The sequence below is a fragment of the Kitasatospora sp. NPDC098652 genome (assembly GCF_044760155.1).
Classification (GTDB): Bacteria; Actinomycetota; Actinomycetes; order Streptomycetales; family Streptomycetaceae; genus Kitasatospora.
Genome location: NZ_JBIWAQ010000004.1, coordinates 359,004 through 371,259, shown reverse-complemented (window position 1 = coordinate 371,259; position 12,256 = coordinate 359,004). Strand labels below are relative to the sequence as shown.

General features: G+C 69.7%; 16 protein-coding genes. 7 read left to right on the top strand and 9 right to left on the bottom strand.

The features are described 5' to 3' along the window. Positions 1–28: 28 nt before the first annotated feature. The 3 genes from def to ACIQWA_RS12390 all read left to right on the top strand — a co-directional run bounded on the left by def (position 29) and on the right by ACIQWA_RS12390 (position 3,387). The gene (gene def / locus ACIQWA_RS12400) at positions 29–667 is read left to right on the top strand and encodes a peptide deformylase (protein ID WP_360233353.1); all 639 of its coding nucleotides are present in this window, start codon (positions 29–31) and stop codon (positions 665–667) included. Between the two features lie 549 nt (positions 668–1,216). Next, a complete protein-coding gene (locus ACIQWA_RS12395) occupies positions 1,217–2,137 on the top strand; it encodes a tRNA-dependent cyclodipeptide synthase (RefSeq protein ID WP_402481374.1) in 921 nt (306 codons plus the stop codon). Positions 2,138–2,178: 41 nt separating this feature from the next. Continuing rightward, on the top strand, positions 2,179–3,387 hold the full coding sequence (locus tag ACIQWA_RS12390) for a cytochrome P450 (protein ID WP_402481371.1): 1,209 nt from the start codon (positions 2,179–2,181) through the stop codon (positions 3,385–3,387). A gap of 72 nt (positions 3,388–3,459) precedes the next feature. Here ACIQWA_RS12390 and ACIQWA_RS12385 read toward each other — a convergent pair whose 3' ends face one another. Both ACIQWA_RS12385 and ACIQWA_RS12380 read right to left on the bottom strand, forming a co-directional pair. Next, entirely contained in the window at positions 3,460–4,503 is a 1,044-nt protein-coding gene (locus tag ACIQWA_RS12385; protein ID WP_402481369.1) for a ferritin-like protein, read from the bottom strand. A 171-nt stretch (positions 4,504–4,674) separates the two neighbouring features. Continuing rightward, entirely contained in the window at positions 4,675–5,316 is a 642-nt protein-coding gene (locus ACIQWA_RS12380; protein ID WP_402481366.1) for a TetR family transcriptional regulator, read from the bottom strand. A gap of 83 nt (positions 5,317–5,399) precedes the next feature. On the opposite strand from ACIQWA_RS12380, the gene ACIQWA_RS12375 reads away from it, so the two are divergent. After that, a complete protein-coding gene (locus tag ACIQWA_RS12375; RefSeq protein WP_402481363.1) occupies positions 5,400–6,332 on the top strand; it encodes an oxidoreductase in 933 nt (310 codons plus the stop codon). A 366-nt stretch (positions 6,333–6,698) separates the two neighbouring features. Here the strand turns inward: ACIQWA_RS12375 and ACIQWA_RS12370 are convergent, their stop codons facing one another. The 5 genes from ACIQWA_RS12370 to ACIQWA_RS12350 all read right to left on the bottom strand — a co-directional run bounded on the left by ACIQWA_RS12370 (position 6,699) and on the right by ACIQWA_RS12350 (position 9,329). Continuing rightward, on the bottom strand, positions 6,699–6,872 hold the full coding sequence (locus ACIQWA_RS12370; protein WP_402481360.1) for a hypothetical protein: 174 nt from the start codon (positions 6,870–6,872) through the stop codon (positions 6,699–6,701). Between the two features lie 143 nt (positions 6,873–7,015). Further along, positions 7,016–7,858, bottom strand: a complete 843-nt coding sequence (locus ACIQWA_RS12365; protein ID WP_402481357.1) for a helix-turn-helix domain-containing protein — start codon at positions 7,856–7,858, stop codon at positions 7,016–7,018. Beyond that, the gene (locus ACIQWA_RS12360; RefSeq protein WP_402481354.1) at positions 7,855–8,358 is read right to left on the bottom strand and encodes a DUF6879 family protein; all 504 of its coding nucleotides are present in this window, start codon (positions 8,356–8,358) and stop codon (positions 7,855–7,857) included. The genes ACIQWA_RS12365 and ACIQWA_RS12360 overlap by 4 nt, the downstream gene beginning before the upstream one ends. Then, positions 8,345–8,467 carry a hypothetical protein gene (locus ACIQWA_RS12355; RefSeq protein ID WP_402481352.1) on the bottom strand — a complete coding sequence of 41 codons (123 nt, stop codon included), beginning with the start codon at positions 8,465–8,467 and terminating at the stop codon, positions 8,345–8,347. The genes ACIQWA_RS12360 and ACIQWA_RS12355 overlap by 14 nt, the downstream gene beginning before the upstream one ends. A 274-nt stretch (positions 8,468–8,741) precedes the next feature. Further along, entirely contained in the window at positions 8,742–9,329 is a 588-nt protein-coding gene (locus ACIQWA_RS12350; protein ID WP_402481349.1) for a TetR/AcrR family transcriptional regulator, read from the bottom strand. A gap of 78 nt (positions 9,330–9,407) precedes the next feature. Between ACIQWA_RS12350 and ACIQWA_RS12345 the strand changes: the two genes are divergently transcribed. After that, positions 9,408–9,872 carry a cupin domain-containing protein gene (locus ACIQWA_RS12345; protein WP_402481346.1) on the top strand — a complete coding sequence of 155 codons (465 nt, stop codon included), beginning with the start codon at positions 9,408–9,410 and terminating at the stop codon, positions 9,870–9,872. Between the two features lie 55 nt (positions 9,873–9,927). Here the strand turns inward: ACIQWA_RS12345 and ACIQWA_RS12340 are convergent, their stop codons facing one another. Next, on the bottom strand, positions 9,928–10,341 hold the full coding sequence (locus ACIQWA_RS12340) for an ATP-binding protein (RefSeq protein ID WP_402481344.1): 414 nt from the start codon (positions 10,339–10,341) through the stop codon (positions 9,928–9,930). 227 nt (positions 10,342–10,568) lie between these two features. Between ACIQWA_RS12340 and ACIQWA_RS12335 the strand changes: the two genes are divergently transcribed. Together ACIQWA_RS12335 and ACIQWA_RS12330 are read left to right on the top strand one after the other, a co-directional pair. Further along, positions 10,569–11,429, top strand: a complete 861-nt coding sequence (locus ACIQWA_RS12335; RefSeq protein ID WP_402481341.1) for a helix-turn-helix domain-containing protein — start codon at positions 10,569–10,571, stop codon at positions 11,427–11,429. Positions 11,430–11,434: 5 nt separating this feature from the next. Further along, entirely contained in the window at positions 11,435–11,638 is a 204-nt protein-coding gene (locus tag ACIQWA_RS12330; RefSeq protein ID WP_402481338.1) for a DUF397 domain-containing protein, read from the top strand. 55 nt (positions 11,639–11,693) lie between these two features. On the opposite strand, the gene ACIQWA_RS12325 is transcribed toward ACIQWA_RS12330, so the two are convergent. After that, a complete protein-coding gene (locus ACIQWA_RS12325) occupies positions 11,694–12,170 on the bottom strand; it encodes a hypothetical protein (RefSeq protein WP_402481335.1) in 477 nt (158 codons plus the stop codon). Positions 12,171–12,256: the final 86 nt, after the last annotated feature.

Sequence of the window (12,256 nt, the reverse complement as noted above, 5' to 3'; positions counted from 1 at the left end):
ACGCGTAGACCTATGGGAGCGGAAGACAATGGCGGAGCAGCACGACCACCAGCACGAGCACGACGTGGAGGGGGCGGCGCCCGAGGCCCCCGCGAAGGTGATCGGTGAGGAGCCCGACCTCACCAAGGGCACCGCGCGCCCGATCACCGTGGTCGGCAATCCCGTGCTGCACCGCGAGGTCAAGGACGTCACCGCGTTCGACGCCGAACTGTCCGCGCTGATCGACGACATGTTCCAGTCGATGTACGCCGCCGAGGGCGTCGGCCTGGCCGCCAACCAGATCGGCGTCGACCTCAAGGTCTTCGTCTACGACTGCCCTGACGACGACGGCGTGCGCCACATCGGCCACGTGATCAACCCGAAGCTTGAGGAGTACCCGGCCGACCGGCGCCGGGTGCTCGACGACAGCAACGAGGGCTGCCTGTCCGTCCCGACCGCCTACGCCGAGCTGCCGCGCCCGGACTACGCGGCCGTGACCGGCGTCGACAAGGACGGCAACCCGATCCGGGTCGAGGGCACCGGCTTCTTCGCCCGCTGCCTGCTGCACGAGACCGACCACCTGTACGGCACCCTCTACATCGACAAGCTGTCGAAGCGGGACCGCAAGGACGCCCTCAAGCAGATGGCCGAGGGCACCGCGAAGTACGCGACGGTGCCGAACGAGTGACCGCTCAGCGATAGTCGGCGAAGGCCGGTGCGGATCCCCTCCGCACCGGCCTTCGCCGTTTCCGGGCCGGTTTCCCGGGTCTCCCCGGCTTCCCGGGCTTTCCCGGCTTCCTGGACCGATTCCTGGGGTGGATTCCCGCAGCGCGGAACTTCCAGAACAATTCCCTTTCGGCGGGAGGATGTTGGGGGATTTCACAATGGCGCGGGAGGCCGCCCGGGCGATATTCGGCGGGCGCCGGGAAATCTTCGTGAACACACTCCGGGGCGGGTAGTACAGGTGGATTCGGCCGCCCGATGATCACATTCCGCCAACCCCCGGTCGGGGCTTGCGGAAGTCCCGAACCGCAGCGATAACTTCATGTGGTCGCAGCCCCACCATGTGCACACGGCGTCCGAGGACGGGCCGCCTGACCAGGCGTGCCACCTCCACCGCGGCGAGCGGCCCGGCACCTCCGGGTGAACTCCGCGCGCCCGCCGTGCACTTCTGCGAATCCCCCACGTCTCCCCGAACACCTTTTCCGTGACCACCGCTGCGATGTGGAGGCAAGGCATGCGCGACGCCCTCCGGGACGAGCGCCCGACGGTGATTCCGTCAGGCGGGTACGAGGCACTTCCGTATTCCCGTCGCTGCCAGGAGATCTGGCGGCGCGGGGAGCACCTGCTCATCGGCGTCAGCTCCGGCAACAGCTATTTCAGCGCCCGGCGGATCACCGAACTCGTCGGGTGGGGGCGGCAGTTCTTCGAGCGGATCGACATCGTCTACGCCGACCTGTTGGTCGGCACCCAGTTCGAGACCTTCGGCTACGCCCCCGACCAGGCCGAACGCCGGGCCCGCAAGGAGGTCAAGGCCACCGCCCGCCGGATCGAGCGGGGCGTCGAGGAGGCCGGCCGACGGATCGAGCGGGGCGTCGAGGAGGCCGGCCGACGGGGTGACGCGCGGGATGTCCGGGACGTCCGGGACGTCCGGGTGCACGCACTCTCCTCCTTCACCGGCGACCGCACGTACCAACGGCTGCACCAGCGGGCCGTCGACGCCCTGCGGACCGACCCGGAGTTCCGGGCGGCCGCCGAGGGCATGGCCCGCGGCTTCCTGACCGCCCGGCTGGACGAGGGCCTCGCCCCCAGCGAACCCCAACTCGCCGCCGGGCTCCGGTACATCGTCGCCGAGCTCCCCTTCTTCCTGGACACCCCGGCGCTGCTCGGCGTGCCCTCCTCGGTCAGCTGCTACCACCTGGAACTCCCGCTCACCCCCGTCCTGTTCGGCCGCGACGTCGGCTTGCGCGCCGGGGCGGGCCAGGGCTACGCGGTGATCCGTCCGGCTGCGACGTCGGCTGCCGTCGAGGCGGTTGGGGCGGTTGGGGCGGTTGGCGCGGTTGGCGCGGTTGGCGCGGTGGGGGCCGGCAAGGCCGTCGAAGCCGTCGAAGCCGTCGAAGCCGCCGTGTCCGCGCCCATGGCCGGGCGCGCCGCGTAGTCGACCGTCCGGACCGCGAACTTCCCCGAGGAGCAACACCCGTGACCGTGACCAACCCGCCGACCACCGACATCGCCTTCCCGCTCTCCCGCCGGGGTGACGTCCTGCCCGCCGAGGCGAACCGGCTGAGGGAGGAGACCCCGATCGCCAGGGTCCGTACCCTGACCGGCGATCCGGCCTGGCTGGTCAGCAGCTACGCGCTGGCCAAGCAGGTCCTGGAGGACGAGCGGTTCAGCCTCAAGGACACCGCCAACCCCGGCGTCCCCCGCCAGTACGCGCTGACCATCCCGCCCGAGGTGGTCAACAACATGGGCAACATCAACAGCGCCGGACTGCGCGACGCCGTCATGAAGACCCTCTCCCCGCGGGCCGACCGCGCCCTCGACGGCTGGCTCCGGGCCGAGGCCCACCGGCTGATCGACGAACTCACCGCCCAGGGCGCCCCCGGCGAACTCCGGGGCGGGTTCGCCGAGCCCTACTCCGCCGCACTGCACTGCCGGCTGCTCGGCCTCCCGGCCGAGGACGGGCGGCGGCTGATGGCCGGCATCGACATCGCCTTCCTCACCAGCCCGGTGCCCTTCGCCGGTGCGGCCCCCAACTGGTACAAGGACCTCGGCCACGTGCTCGGGCGGCTCACCGCGGACCCGGAACCGGTGGACGGCCTGCTCGGCCGGTTCGCCGCGCTGCGGCGCTCCCCGGACGTGTCCGACCGGGTCGGCGACGAACTGCTCGCCACCGTCGCGCTGTCGCTGTTCGGCGCGGGCGCGGTCTCGACCTCGGCGTTCCTGCTGAACGCCGTCGTCTACCTGTGCGAACGGCCCGAACTCGCCGACCGGCTCCGGCGGGAGCCGGCGCTGATCGGGCGCGCGGTGGACGAGTTGCTGCGGGTGAACCTGTCGATCGGCGACGCCCTGCCGCGGCTCGCGCTCGCGGACGTGCAGGTGGGTGAGGTGCTGGTGCAGGAGGGCGAGCTCGTGCTGGTCCTGGTCGAGGGCGCCAACTACGACCCGGCGGTCTTCCCGGACCCGGAGCGGATCGACTTCGACCGGCCGAGCAACCCGCACCTGGCCTTCGGCGCGGGCCGGCACTTCTGCCCGGCCTCGGCGCTCGGCCGCACCCACGCCGAGATCGCCGTCGCCGCGCTCGTCGAGCGGCTCCCGGGGCTGCGGCTCGCCCTTCCGGCCGAACAACTGGCCTGGCGGCCGGGGTTCATCAAGCGGCTGCCGGAGCGGCTGCCCGTCGTGTGGTGAGCCGAGGGGCTTCTGGCCGGTACGGCGGGGCCGGTGCGGACCCGTCCGCACCGGCCCCGCCGCCCCCTGCGGTCAGACCAGGAGCCACTCCGGGCCGTAGGTGAAGCGGGGGTCGGCCGGGAGCTTGACGCCGACGATCTGCTGGGCCGTGTCGCGCAGTTGGCCCATCAGGCCGATCGCGGTGCCGAGCTGGGTCGGGTCATCGCCCCAGGCGTGTTCGAGGGCGTGCAGCATCGCGCTGTAGTGCTGGTTGAAGGCGTCCAGCAGCTTGGCGGTGGCCTGGTCGGGCGAGTTGGGGTCGCCCTGGCGGGGCCAGCCGCCCCTGGGCACCCGGGCGACCGGGAAGCTGTCCGGCAGCGGGACGTCGGCGCCGGTGAACTCGTACTTCTTCGTGGTGGGGTTCTGGACGAGCTTCTTGCCGACGGCGATCTCCTTGAAGGCGTAGTAGTGGGCGAGTTCGCCCGGCGCGCTGGGGAAGGGGTCCTGCGGGGAGGCGGTGGTCCCCTCGCCCTGGGTCTGGATGACGTGGATCGCCTGGAGGACGTCGTCGATGGTGTTCATCGCGACGATCTCGCGGTTCGTCCCGAGCGAGAACTTCACCTGGTGCTGACCGGTGAGCAGGTGGGCGTACTTGGGGAAGACGTTGGCGATGCGCTGGTAGAAGGCGCCGATCGTGTTGCCGTCGGCGGCGTAGGCGAGCGGGTTCTCGGGCTTCTCGATGGCGGCGAAGAGCCCCGCCGACTCGCGGGACAGTCCGCTGAGGTAGACCACCAGGCCCGGGTTGACGCCGCCGGGCAGCTCGCCCGGGTACTTGGGGACGGTGAGCGGGTCGGTCAGGACGACGGTGCCGCTGATGCTGGTGAGCATGTTGCAGACCAGTCCGAAGTGGAACATCTCGTCGAAGAGGATCTCCTGGACGGAGTCCTGGACCGGCTGGCCGCCGTTCCGGGCGGTGATCGACCACAGGGCGGTCGCGTACGGCGGGATGGTCGACACCTCCAGCATGATCGCCCGCTGGAGCGCCTCCCTGAGTTCCTGCTCGGTCCAGTCCTCCTCCGCCATGCTCATGAGCTGGGTGATCGCGTCGCTCTCGTAGTCGAGCACTCCGGTCGTCATGGGGGACCCCTTTCGTTCGGCTGTGCGCCGGACCGTAGCGGGGGTCGGGTCGTACGTATGCGTGTGATGCCGGTGTGGCCCGGGAGTTCAGCCGGACGGGCGGCGCGCGGCGGGGGTTGGCGCGGGGTGGGCGCGTGGTGGCCGCCGGCGCTGGGTGGCGCGAGGTGGCCGTCAGCGCGGGGTGGTGTCGACGGGCGCGGCGTCGACGGGCGTGGCGTCGAGGGCCGGGGCGATGGCGGCGAAGGCCTGGTCGGTCAGGGCGGCCGGGTCCTGCGCGCCGTCGCTCGCGCTCCAGCACTGGAGCACGACGTCGAAGGCGGTCAGGGCCATTCCGGCCGCCATCCGGGGGTGGAGACCGGCCGCGGGGTCCACTCCCAGACGGTCGGCGAGTTCGGCGGCCAGGTCCTCGCGCCACTGCGACTGGTGCTCCAGGAAGCGGGCGCGCAACGCGGGTGTGCCGAGGATCAGTTGGACCACGCGCAGGGTCTGCTCGGAGTGGCCGGCGCAGGCGTCGATGGCGGCCCAGACGGTGTTCCGCAGGGCGGTGGAGGGGCTCTCCCCGGTGGGCCGTCCGGCGAGTTCGGCGCGCATGCCGCTGCCGAGGTCCGCCAGGAAGCGGACGACCACGTCCTCCTTGGAGGCGAAGTAGCGGAAGAACGTCCGCTTGGAGATGCCGGTGGAGGCGGCGATCTCGTCGACCGTGACCGCGTCGAACCCCTGCTCGGCGAACAGGCTCAGCGCGGCCTTGGTCAGCTCGTCGGCGACGAGCCGGCGCTTGCGTTCGGCCAGGCTCGGGGTGGGGGCGGTGGTCATGGTCTGGATGCTACACGTGAGGTCGTGATTGGCGCATGGAGTCTGCCTTGACACTTGGTGACAGTGCGGGCAGTGTGTGGCGCATGACGAAGACTCAGGCTTGGGGTGTCGAACGGATTCCGGACCAGGCGGGGCGGCTGTTCGTCGTCACCGGCGCCAACAGCGGCCTCGGGCTGGCGACCACCCGCGCCGTGGCCCGTCGGGGCGGGCGGGTGATCCTCGCCGTCCGCGACGAGGCCAAGGGGCGGCGCGCGGTCGCGGAGATCACCGCCGAGCAGCCCGGGGCGACCCTGGAGGTGCGCCACCTCGACCTGGCCGACCTCGACTCCGTCCGCGCCTTCGCCGAGCGGCTGCGCTCGGACGGCCTCCGCCCGGACGTCCTGGTCAACAACGCGGGTGTGCTGGCGCCGCCGCGCACGCTCAGCGCGCAGGGGCACGAGCTCCAGTTCGCCGCCAACCACCTCGGCCACTTCGCGCTCACCGGGCTGCTGCTCGACCTGCTGGCGGAGGGTGCCGATCCGCGGGTGGTCACAGTGAGTTCGGCCAACCACCGGCAGGGGCGGATCTCCTTCGAGGACCTCGGCGGGGAGCGGACGTACTCACCGATGGGCCACTACAACCAGTCGAAGCTCGCCAACGCCGTCTTCGGATGGGAGCTTCACCGGCGCCTCGCGGCCGCCGGCAGCCCGGTCCGCAGCCTGCTCGCCCACCCGGGGTACGCCGCCACCAACATCCAGGCCGGCTCGGTCGGCCCGGTGAAGCTGCTCTTCGGCCGCCTCCTGATCCCGCTCGCCCAGGCCCCGGACCGGGGCGCGCTGCCCCAGCTGTTCGCGGCGACCGCCCCCGAGGCGGTCGGCGGGCAGTTCATCGGCCCGGGCGGGACGGGAGAGCTGCGCGGCGCCCCGAAGGCCGTACGGCTCGCCCCGAGGGCCGTCGACGCGGAGACGGGACGGCGGCTCTGGGAGCTCTCGGAGCGGCTGACCGAGGTTCGGTTCGGCCTCCCGGCGGCTGTCTGAGCCGGGCTGCTCCGGGGTTCGGCGGGGAGCGTTCGCGCGGCGCGCAGGGGGACTCGACCTCGGCGCTGGGCACGGGCGGAGCGGAAGCGCCGTTCGACCTCGATCCGGACGCATCCCGCCCGGCGGAGCAACTTTTGTCCCTCTGGGGCGAGCTGGACGGGCCTCCGGCTGCGGCCCGGGGGCTGCGGCGGCCGGTCCGCCGACCAGGCCGGGGTCGTGCGGTGGCCAACGGGCCCCGGCTCCGCGCGGCGGACGGGAGGAGCACGGCCGAGGTGCCGCGCAGGAAGTCGGCCGCGCCGACTTCCTGCGCACCGGCCCTTACGCGCGGGCACGGGCAGGTTCCGGGGACCAACCAATGTCGGGCGTTCAGCCCCACAGGCTGATGTGGGTGGTGAGCTGGTCGACGGGGACCTGACGCGGTGGGGCGTCCGGCTCGAACAGTGGGCGGACCAGGGCCCGGCCGTCCAAGGTGCCGACCAGCTCGACCAGGCGCCCGGTGGTGAGGTCCTTTCGAACCGGGGTGTTCTGGATCAGCTCCATGAGTTCCGCGTGGGAGCGGCGCCGTTTCGACGGCCGACCGGGGCCGGTCAGTTCTGCGGAATCCACAGCGGGCACGGAGAACTCCAATGACTCGCAGATCGCTTTGACGAGTCACCACATTACGGGGAGAGGGGGATTGCCCTCTAGGAGCTTTCCTGTTCGCGAAGGAACTCGTCTCGGATGCCTTCGACCAGCGCGCGCATGTCGGCGCCGTGCAATGCTACGGAATCGAACCCTGAGAATGTCGAGAGATAGAGACTGACGTCCCTCGGATCACGAGTGGTGATCTCCGAGTGGAACGTCTCCACGATGACCAGACGATCGTCGTACATGCTGAAGCATGTCATCGGGAAGTCCGGCATGCGCTTGGAGAGCGGAAGAACGCCGATGGTGACGTTGGGGAGCCGCGACAGCGATACCAGGCGATCGAGCTGTGTGGCCATGACCGAAGGCGGGCAGACCCGCCACCGCAGTACGTGTTCGCAGATGACGAAGCGGAACTCCCGCTGGCGGTCGTACAGGACGGTCTGCCGGTCCAGTCGAGCGGCGATGGTCCTCGCCTTGGCTTCCTGCGGAAGCTCCGGGGGTAGCGCGAACACCGCCGAGACGTATTCGGCGCTCTGGAGCAGTCCTGGAATGAGCTGCCCCTGGAACAACCGGAGAAGGCTTGTTCGGGACTCAATGGCCTTGATGGCGTTCTGATGCTTCCAGTGGCCCATGCGGCGCAGTTCCCGCCAGGCCGTTTCCTCGGTGACCGCACCGCGAGCTGCTTCCAGGAATTCAGCCTTGGCTTCGACTGATATTCCGAGCGCCGTCAGAATGAGGTCCACGTCCTGCACGCTCGGCAGGGTCTTGCCGTTTTCGACCTTCGAGAGCTTGGCCGGAGACATGGAAGCCCTGCGGGCGACGGTCTCGGCGGTCTTGTCCGAGGCGATCCGCAGCGTCCGCAGGGCTCTACCCAGATCGTGGTGCTGGTCTCTGCTCAAGCCGCCGAGTACTCCCCGAAGGGGACGGCGTTCGCCAGGGCAATCTCCCGGTACCGCTGGTACTCGTTCAGGCGGCCGTCGGGCAGCAGTTCGGCGCCGACGAACTGTCCCGCGTCGGTGTAGTGCATCCGGTAGACCCGGGCGTCGTCGAACAGCCAGAAGTCGTGGTCGGGCAGGCCGACCACCACCTGTCGGGCCGTGTCGATGATGCCGATCGACTCGCCGGCCGCGATGTTGCCGGGGTAGGAGGCCAACTCGTACCGGAGATAGTCCGACAGGGGCGAGCGGAGCACGTGCACCCGGGTCACCCGCTTGCCCAGGTCTGTCATGGAGCGGACCCAGGGGTTGTCGGAGGACTCCGACGCCAGACCCTTCCCCGCCAGGAAGTCGGCGAACTCCTCACGTTCGTCGTCCACGTCGTAGAGGGGGAGGGTTTCGAGCCGGAAGGCCGTTCGTTCGAATGTCTCGAAGAGGCGGCCGAATTCTTCACCCTTGAGCACGGAAGTATCCCTCCAGGACGGCAGCGGGCATCAGGACCGCGGACTCGCCGGGCGGCAGGTTCAGCTGCGCGAGGCGGTCGGGGTCGGTGATCACGAGGCCCTGAGTCACGTAGTCCCCGTCCTCGGTGCGCCAGAGGGTGGGGCACGTTCCGTTCTTGCAGGACCCGTTCCCGGACAGCCAACGCAGCATCACGTGCTCCCAACTCGTCGGTGGTTCCTGGTGCTCAATGCTTTCGACTCTCCGGGCTGAGGGTCAAGGACTCGATCTTTCCGGAACGGGAAAGTCGTTCGGCCCGCCCCGCCCGGCGTGAACGCCGGGCGGGGCGGGGTGGTGCATTGCGGTGCTGTCCGGGCAACTGGAGGTGCAGCTGCCGGAGGCTGGGTCACTGACCGGTGTCCCGGCGCGGGCGCAGCCCGTCGAGGGTGAGGTCGATGAAGCGGTCCCAGTCACCGCTGCCGGTGCGGACGACCGCAGACAGGCCGCCTACGAGCATGTAGACGTCCCTCACGGTGAGGTCCTCCCGGAGGGTTCCGGCGGCCCGGCCCTGGTCGATCAGCGCTCCGACCGCGGCCTCGAGCTGCGCCAGCATCTCCCCTCTGGGTGCCGATGAGCCCACGGCCGCCACGACGGAGGCGGACAGCCCGTGGTCCTCGGCCAGCATCCGACCGACATGGCGGAGATACCGGGCCAGCCCCGTACCTGACCCGGGGTCGCGCAGGCAGTCGGCGCGCGCGAACTGGAGGATCTCGGCGAAGCGGTGTTCCGCTGCGGCCTCCACGAGGGCCTGCTTGTTCGGAAAATGCCGGTACACGGTGCCGATGCCCACTCCAGCGGCGCGTGCCACCTCGGGCATCTGGACCTCGTCGCCCCTCTCCTCGAACAGGGCACGCGCAGCCGCCAGCACACGGGCGCGGTTGCGCTCCGCGTCGGCACGCGGCTTGCGGTCGTCTGGTGTCGATGGCGTTGACAATCCGAGTGCTCCCCTGCCTACCCTTATCCGGAATCGGATTCCGGTTCCGATTGTGCCACGCGAGGAGGGTTTGCATCCATGCCCGAAGACCGTTTCATCCTGCTGGAGCCCGGAGCCGCCCGGCCGGGGCGGATCCCGTTGCCACCCGCATTCGCAGTCAAGGCGATGACCGACGACACGGAAGGCCGGTTCTCGCTGCTGGAGGTGACCGTCGCGAAGGACATCCCGCGGCACACCCACCACCAGGCGGACGAATGCGTCTACGTACTGGACGGCGTCCTCGAAATCGAGTTCGACGACCGGACGTACTCGGCGCCGAAGGGGACCTTCGTCCTGCTGCCCCACGGCGTCCCGCACGCCCTGCGCCGCGCCTCCGACCCGCCCCCGCGAGTCCTGCAGATCTCCTCGCCCGGCGGCTGGGAGCACTACGTCGAGGACCTGATCGAGGCAGGGCCCGCGGTCCTCACCGACGGTCAACTGGACCCCGCGAAGATCAACCCCATCGCGGCCCGACACCACATCAGCTACCACGAGCAGGAATGAGTGCGTTCGCACGGCGGGCGCCCTGGTCGGGGTGAAAGCCGGGCGGGGGCGGGGCTCACGCGGCGGTCTCGGCGGCGGCTGCGGTGATGTGGCACCAGATGAACTTGCCGATGCCGCCCCGGCGCGGGCAGCAGCCCCACTCGGAGGCCAACTCCTGGACGAGGAACAGGCCTCGGCCGCTCTCGGAGGTGAGGGAGACGGGCCGGAGCGAGGGCTTCTCGCTGTCGGCGTCGTGCACCTCGATCCGGAGGGTGCCGTGGGGGAGGAGCTGGAGGCGGACGAAGATCAGGCGGTCGCGCGGGGTGCGGGCGTGGGTGACCGCGTTGTTGACGAGTTCGCTGAGGAGCAACTCACCGGTGGGGAGGAGGAGTTCGGCGGAGGGGTGGGGGAGGAGGAACTCGCGGAGCTCCTGGCGGGCGTTGCGGGGGGACTTCGGGTGCCGGGGGAGCCAGCAGGTCTGTTCGCGCATGGCAGGGCCACCTCTGGAGTGTGCAGGTGAGAGCGCTGGAGAAGGCATGGGGATGCCCGGTGAAAGCCCGCCATGATCACGATGTGTCGACTAGCGGACTACGTTGAGTAGCATGCTCCTGGGGACTTCTAAAGTGCAAGTCCCCACTTTGGAAGTGATCAAAGATTGTTGTCAGCTGACAGCGGGAGGCAGACTGGGCAGATCACAGAAGTGAGGAGGTCGCGAGCGTGCCCGTGAACCGGAATCCGACGGTTCGGCAGCGGCGGCTGGCCCGAACGCTCAAGGAACTGCGAACGGCCGCTGATCTGACGATCGCCCAGTCGGCGCGGCAACTCGACTGCGCGGAGAGCAAGATCAGTCGGATCGAGGCAGCTCAGTCGGGCATTCGGCTGGTGGATCTTCGGCTGCTGCTCGACCTGTACGGAGTGGCAGATCCGGATACGCGGAGTCGGCTGGAGGCTCTGTCGCGCGAAGGTCGTCTGCGTGGCTGGTGGGACCGCTACTCGGACACGCTGTCGCCGCTCTATGCGGACTACATCGCGTTGGAGTCCGACGCATCGGACATGTACAGCATTCAGACCTTGCTGGTGCCCGGAATCTTGCAAACGGAGGACTACACCAGGGCCGTTGTCCGGGCACAGATAGAGGATGCGACGGCTGAGCAGGTCGAGACGCTGACGAAGGTTCGTCAGGAACGTCGGTCGGTCCTGGAAAGGGACGTGCCTTTGCGTGTGTGGGCCGTGCTCTCCGAGTCAGTGCTCAAGCATCAGGTGGGTGGTCCGGTGGTCATGCGTGAACAGCTTGAGTTCCTTGCGGCCTCAGCCGAGCGCCCCAACATCAACGTCCAGGTCCTGCCAGAGGCGTCGGCGATCCACGCGGCGCTCTTCGGCCCTGTCACCATCCTCAGTTTCCCGGAGGTGACGGAGACGGATGTGGTGTACGTCGACAGCCTTCTCAGCACCTTGTACATCGAGGAGCCGGAGGAAGTCTTCAAGTATGCGAATCTGTTCCGCCGCGCGTTGGTGGAGTCGCTGCCCCGTGATGAATCGATCGCGCTCATCGGGCGCATGGCGAGCGAGAAGGTCTGAGGATTGTGAACGAGCTCTCGGGACTTGTGTGGCACAAGTCCTCGTTCTCCGGTGCGCAGAGTGAGTGCGTTGAGGTGGCTGCTGGTCTGCCTGGTGCTGTTCCCGTGCGGGACTCGAAGGACCCGGACGGGCCGGCGCTGTTGTTCGCGGCTGAGGCCTGGGTTTCCTTCCTCGCGGGGGTCAAGGGCGGGGAGTTTTCGGCCGACTGAAACAACAGGGGTGCCCCGCACGGGCTGTGGCCGTGCGGGGCACCCCTCTGTGCTCTCAGCTGAGGTTGTCGTACCAGAAGAAGATGGTCCGCAGGAGGATGCCCGGGGCGCCGGCGCCGAAGCCCAGGACCATGGCCTGGCCGACCGCGACATCCGTCGGGTCGATGCCTTGGGACCAGGCGACCTTGGCGTCGAGGCCGGGGATCGTACGTCCCGGGGCGTACGACCGGAACGTGCCGTGGGCATCGGCGATGAGGGTGCCGTTGCGGCGCAGCTCCGCCCGGCGCAGGCCCCTGGGCCGCAGCTCGTAGGTGCGGTCGCCCACCACAGCCGTCCGCGTGCGGTTGCGGGCCCGGCTGGTCGGGATGTTGTGCCCGCCCATGTTCATCGCGCCGTGGTCGCGGTCGGGCACCACGGTGACGGTGGGCATTCCCGCTCCCTGGACCCGGGCGACGACGGAGGGCCAGCGGTCGTGGCTGACCTGTATGGGCCCGAACGGGCCGTTGATCACACGCTGTTGGAGCTTGGACATGCCTGGGCTACCCCCGAACGCCGAGAACTGACAGCGGAGCTGCCGTAAAAACGGCAGCTCCGCTGTTTTCCGCTGAACGATATCGA

Excerpts from the sequence above, each read along its gene's own strand:
- def (WP_360233353.1), top strand. The coding sequence starts at position 29 with ATGGCGGAGCAGCACGACCACCAGCACGAGCACGACGTGGAGGGGGCG.
- ACIQWA_RS12395 (WP_402481374.1), top strand. The coding sequence starts at position 1,217 with ATGCGCGACGCCCTCCGGGACGAGCGCCCGACGGTGATTCCGTCAGGC.
- ACIQWA_RS12385 (WP_402481369.1), bottom strand. The coding sequence starts at position 4,503 with ATGACGACCGGAGTGCTCGACTACGAGAGCGACGCGATCACCCAGCTC.
- ACIQWA_RS12380 (WP_402481366.1), bottom strand. The coding sequence starts at position 5,316 with ATGACCACCGCCCCCACCCCGAGCCTGGCCGAACGCAAGCGCCGGCTC.
- ACIQWA_RS12375 (WP_402481363.1), top strand. The coding sequence starts at position 5,400 with ATGACGAAGACTCAGGCTTGGGGTGTCGAACGGATTCCGGACCAGGCG.
- ACIQWA_RS12370 (WP_402481360.1), bottom strand. The coding sequence starts at position 6,872 with ATGGAGCTGATCCAGAACACCCCGGTTCGAAAGGACCTCACCACCGGG.
- ACIQWA_RS12345 (WP_402481346.1), top strand. The coding sequence starts at position 9,408 with ATGCCCGAAGACCGTTTCATCCTGCTGGAGCCCGGAGCCGCCCGGCCG.
- ACIQWA_RS12340 (WP_402481344.1), bottom strand. The coding sequence starts at position 10,341 with ATGCGCGAACAGACCTGCTGGCTCCCCCGGCACCCGAAGTCCCCCCGC.
- ACIQWA_RS12325 (WP_402481335.1), bottom strand. The coding sequence starts at position 12,170 with ATGTCCAAGCTCCAACAGCGTGTGATCAACGGCCCGTTCGGGCCCATA.